The sequence below is a fragment of the Kitasatospora sp. NPDC057518 genome (genome assembly GCF_042802075.1).
Classification (GTDB): Bacteria; Actinomycetota; Actinomycetes; order Streptomycetales; family Streptomycetaceae; genus Kitasatospora.
Genome location: NZ_JBHVEU010000612.1, coordinates 1 through 4276, shown reverse-complemented (window position 1 = coordinate 4276; position 4276 = coordinate 1). Strand labels below are relative to the sequence as shown.

The 4276-nt window shown below is 73.2% G+C and carries 2 protein-coding genes; both read right to left on the bottom strand.

The window, feature by feature from the left end; genetic code table 11:
- Positions 1 to 72: 72 nt before the first annotated feature.
- Entirely contained in the window at positions 73 to 3348 is a 3276-nt protein-coding gene (locus ACFU7Z_RS37105) for an SdrD B-like domain-containing protein (protein WP_380782486.1), read from the bottom strand.
- A gap of 236 nt (positions 3349 to 3584) precedes the next feature.
- Positions 3585 to 4187: a hypothetical protein gene (locus ACFU7Z_RS37100; protein WP_380782484.1), complete on the bottom strand. Its 603-nt coding sequence runs from the start codon at positions 4185 to 4187 to the stop codon at positions 3585 to 3587.
- Positions 4188 to 4276 lie beyond the last annotated feature (89 nt).

The window sequence follows — 4276 nt, the reverse complement described above, 5'->3', positions numbered from 1 at the left end:
GCCCCGGGTGGGGCGGCGCCACTGGTGTCCTGCTGGTGTCCTGCTGGTGTCAGGCGGGGGTCCGAGCGGGCGTCAGCTGTGGCGGCCCGGTCGGCGGTAGGCGACGAAGCAGAGGACGCCGCCGCCGAGGAGGGCGATGGCTCCGAGCGCCGCGACCAGGGTGTCGGAGGAGGAGCCGCCGGTGTGCGGCAGCTCGCCGCTCTCCGACGCGCTCGGGGTGTGGGGGTGGGTGGGGGTCGCGGTGGCCGTCGTGCTCGGCGAGGACGTCGGTGACGGCGACGGGGACGGGGAGTTGGACGGGGACGGCGACGGGCTCGGGCTCGGCGACGGGGAGGGGGACGGCGACGGGCTCGGCGAGGGCGAGGGCGACGGCGACGGGGAGCTGGTCTGGAGGATCACGCCCAGGTCGAGGTCGAGGTCGCGCTGCCCGCCGCTGAGGGTGACGGTCTGGGTGATGCCGGTGGTCGGGTCGCCGTCCGAGTCCTTGCTCGGGTCGGTGCCGGCGTGCTGCTTGGTGACGGTGGCGCCCTTGGGCAGGGTGGTCAGGTCGAACCGCACCGCGTAGCTGCCGTCCGGCAGGTTGTCGAACAGGTAGTGCCCGGTGGCGTCGGTCACCGTGGTGACAGGCTTGCCGTCCTTGTCCCGTACGGGCTGCCCGTTGCCGTCCAGCAGGTGCACGGTGACCCCGGGGATGCCCTCGTCACCGGGCTTCTGGATCCCGGAGCCGTCCCGGTCGTGCCAGACGAAGTCGCCCAGCGCGTTGTTGGAGGGGGCGACGCGCTTGACCGCGACGCCGACCTTGGCGGGCTCGGCCGGCAGCAGCTGGCGGCCGGAGGCGTCGGTGGCGGTGTACGCGAAGCTGTTCCAGGCGTACTCGCCCTCCGGCGCGTCGTAGGAGGCGACCATCGGCCAGGTCAGGGTGAAGGACTCGCCGGAGGCCAGGGCGCCGGGGCGGCTGAGGCGGAACCAGGTGGCCGTTCCCGGCCCGGGGAAGGTGGTGCTCCAGACCGCGGCGCTGTTGCAGCCGGTGCGGTCGACCAGCAGCGGGTTCACGCAGGGGTTGGGGTCGGTGGCGTACTCGATCACCACGGTCGGGTCGTTGCTGGTGATCGGCTGGCTGAGCGACGGGGTCCAGGCGCTGCCGCGCGGGGCGTCCTGGGTGAGCACGTAGTTGTCGCCGGGGGTGGGGAGCTTGTCGTAGGCGAGGAAGTCGGTGACCGGGTCCGGGGAGTCGTTGCGGACGGTCATCCGCCAGGACGTCTGGCCGCCGGGGGTGGCGGTGCCGATGGTCATGTAGTCGGCGTCGAGGTCCCCCTTGACCTCCTTGTACGAGCGCAGCACCGCCGGCACGTCGACCTGGATCTGCGAGGAGGCGTGGCACATCAGCTCGGTGGTGTCGCCGTTGCCGTTGAGGTCGAGCACGTCGGGGGTGCTGCCGCTGTCGGAGCCGGAGTACATGCAGGCGACCGGGGCGGTGGGCTGGTCGACGGTGACGTAGACGTCGTTGGTCAGCGTGCCGGAGCGGATGCTGTCGGCGACCTGGACGTCGAAGAGCATCCGGTAGGCCATGGCGTCGTGCAGGTACGTCGAGTCGGGGGCGCCGGCCGGCCATTCCATCTTGACGAGCTGGCGCCCGTCCGGGCCCGGGGTCACGGTGATCGACGAGGGGGCCTTGGCGTCGGGGTAGTCGGGGTCGGGCCGGGCCGAGCCGTCGATGTAGACCACGCCGGCGGGCAGCAGGTCGTACAGGACGAGCGGGCGGTCCAGGTCGTGGGCGCTGCGGTTGTACGGGATGACCTGGAAGGTGGCCTTGCCGCCGGGGGCGGACAGCTCGCCGGCCACGGTGGTCTTGGCGGCGCCGAGGTTGGTGGCCTGGGTGATGGTGGTCCGGGCGCAGGCGTTGGCGTTGGCGGTGGTGGTGCCGTCGGTGGCGCTGGTGTCCACGCAGTTGGTCAGCGGCTCGGGGGCGGGGCGCCCGTCGTGGCCGGGGGTGGCGACCTGGGTGACCAGCTGCACCGCGTTGCCGGGGCTCCAGCCGGTGGGGATCGGGCCGTTCCAGGTGAGCTCGAGGCCGTCCAGCCACTGCCCGGCGGGGATGCCGAGCACGTCGTTGGCCGGGTCGCCCGCGCCCTGGGCGAAGGTGAGCCGCCGTGCGGTGGAGCCGTTGAACGGCGTGCCCGGGGTGAAGGTGTGCCAGGTGGGGTCGCCGTTGAGGCGGTACTGCAGGGTCAGTTGGATGCTGGTGGGGTTCCACGGCTCCAGCTGGAGGGACTGCGGGAAGATCCAGTTGTAGACGCCGTCGGTGGAGCCCGCTCCGGGGTCGGTGATGGTCAGGCTGGTGGCCGGGCCCGCCGTGTTGGTGGCGGAGAGGCTGAAGGAGTTGAGGTCGCCGTTGGTGGTGGTGTCGCGCCAGACCTTGCTGGCGGTCACCACCACGCCGGTCACCGGGGGCTGGAACGTGTTGGTGGTGACGGACGAGGTGTCCAGCTGCCGTTCGGCCTCGGTGAGCGGCGCGCCGAGCAGGTCGACGGTGTTCTCGGAGGTGGTCCCGTCCGGGAAGGAGGCCGCCGGGTAGTTGACCACCAGGACGCCCGGGTTGCGGCAGCCGCCGCGCCCGTTGCCGGACACGAACGGGCCGATGTCGTAGCCCCAGGTGTTCGGGCCGGGCGGCACCTGCGTCCAGCCCGGCGAGCGGCCGGTGTCCACCACCGCGCCGGGCGGCAGGGTGTCCAGCAGCCGGCTGCTGTCCAGGTCGACGTTGGGCACGTTGTCGGTGGCGCAGGGGGTGAACTGGTAGGTGACGGTGCGGTTGTCGCTGCTGGAGGTCTGGATGCCCTTGGTCACCGTGTACTGCGGCTGCACCTGGGCCGTGGTGTTCGCGGTGGCGGTCTGCGAGGTCTCGCCGGTGGCCGACATGGTGGCCGAGTTGGTCGAGGTGGCGCCGTTCGGGGTGGTGAAGTTCGGGTACTTCATCGTCACCGTGATGGTGGCGGTGGTGCCCGGACTGAGGTCCTTCAGCCTGATGTCCATCGTGCCGCCCGTCGCGCCCGCGGCGGGTACCGTGGAGGCGGCCACGTCGACGGAGGACGGGTCCGGCGTCCAGCCGAGGAACTGCATGTTCGACGGCAGGGTGTCGAGGATGTTCCCGCCCGTGCACTCGGTGATGGAGCAGGTGTAGCGCAGCGTGTAGGTGACGTTCTCCCCCGGGGAGACGGTCGCCTTGTCGACGCTCTTGGTGAAGGAGATCGCGGCCTGGGCCGGTGGGGCCAGCACGCTGCTGCTCAGCAGCGAGCCGGCCACCAGCGCCAGGACCGAGGCGATCCGCCCGGTCCGGAATGGAAGTCGCATAGCGGGCAGTCCAGCCGATCGCCCCGGCGCACCGGTCGGCGACACGAGGGCCGGTCGCGGCGGTTCACCTGCTCGGCGGTCACCCGCCCGGCGGCAACGCGGCCCGGGGCGGTACGGCGTTCCGGGACGGTCCGGCGTTCCGTGGGGGCTTTGCGGCCGACGGGCCGGGCCGCCCCCGCCGAGCTCCCCCCGGCGGGCGGCGCAACCGGAGCGCCGGGCGGCGCGACCCGGGTGGCTCAGCCGAACATCACACCGGTCTCCCGGGCCAGGGTGTCCAGCCGGTACTGGGTGACGTGCTCGACGTTCGCCGGGTCGATCGTGCGCACGCCCTCGGCGGCGAGCCGCTCGTTGATCTCCTCCAGGTGCTCCCGGACGACCTGCTTCTCCGCCTCGGCGGTGCGGCCCTGGTGCGGCCGTCCGGCGTGCTCCAGGCCGGCGTGGTCGACCCGCTCCCGGCCGGCGGCGGGCGCCGCCCCGCGCACGGTGGTGGGCGTGGCCTCCCGCACGGGGGTGGGCGCCGTCTCGCGCGCGGCCGTCCGGGCGGCCGGGCGGGCGCCGCGCAGCACCTCGGCCATCGGCGCGGCCGAGGCCAGCCGGTCGAAGGTCGCCGCCTCCATCACCACCGTCTGCGGCTCCGCCCGGTCCGGGTGGTGCAGCTCGACGGTGACCAGGTCGAGCGCCAGCTCCCGCACGCCGCCCAACTCCCCGGCCAGCGCGTCGATCTCGACCGGACCGTCCGTCAGGTCGGGGTGCCGGAGCACCACCACCCGCACCAGGTCCGCGTCGCTCTCCGCGTGCTTGCCGGTCAGGTCCGAGAACCGGATGATCTTCTGGCCCATGTCTCCCTCTCCTGTGCCCCTGTGATCAGCCGAGAGCCTACGCCGGGATGATCATCGGCGCGCGCGAGCGGCCGGGCCCGGGGGAGCAC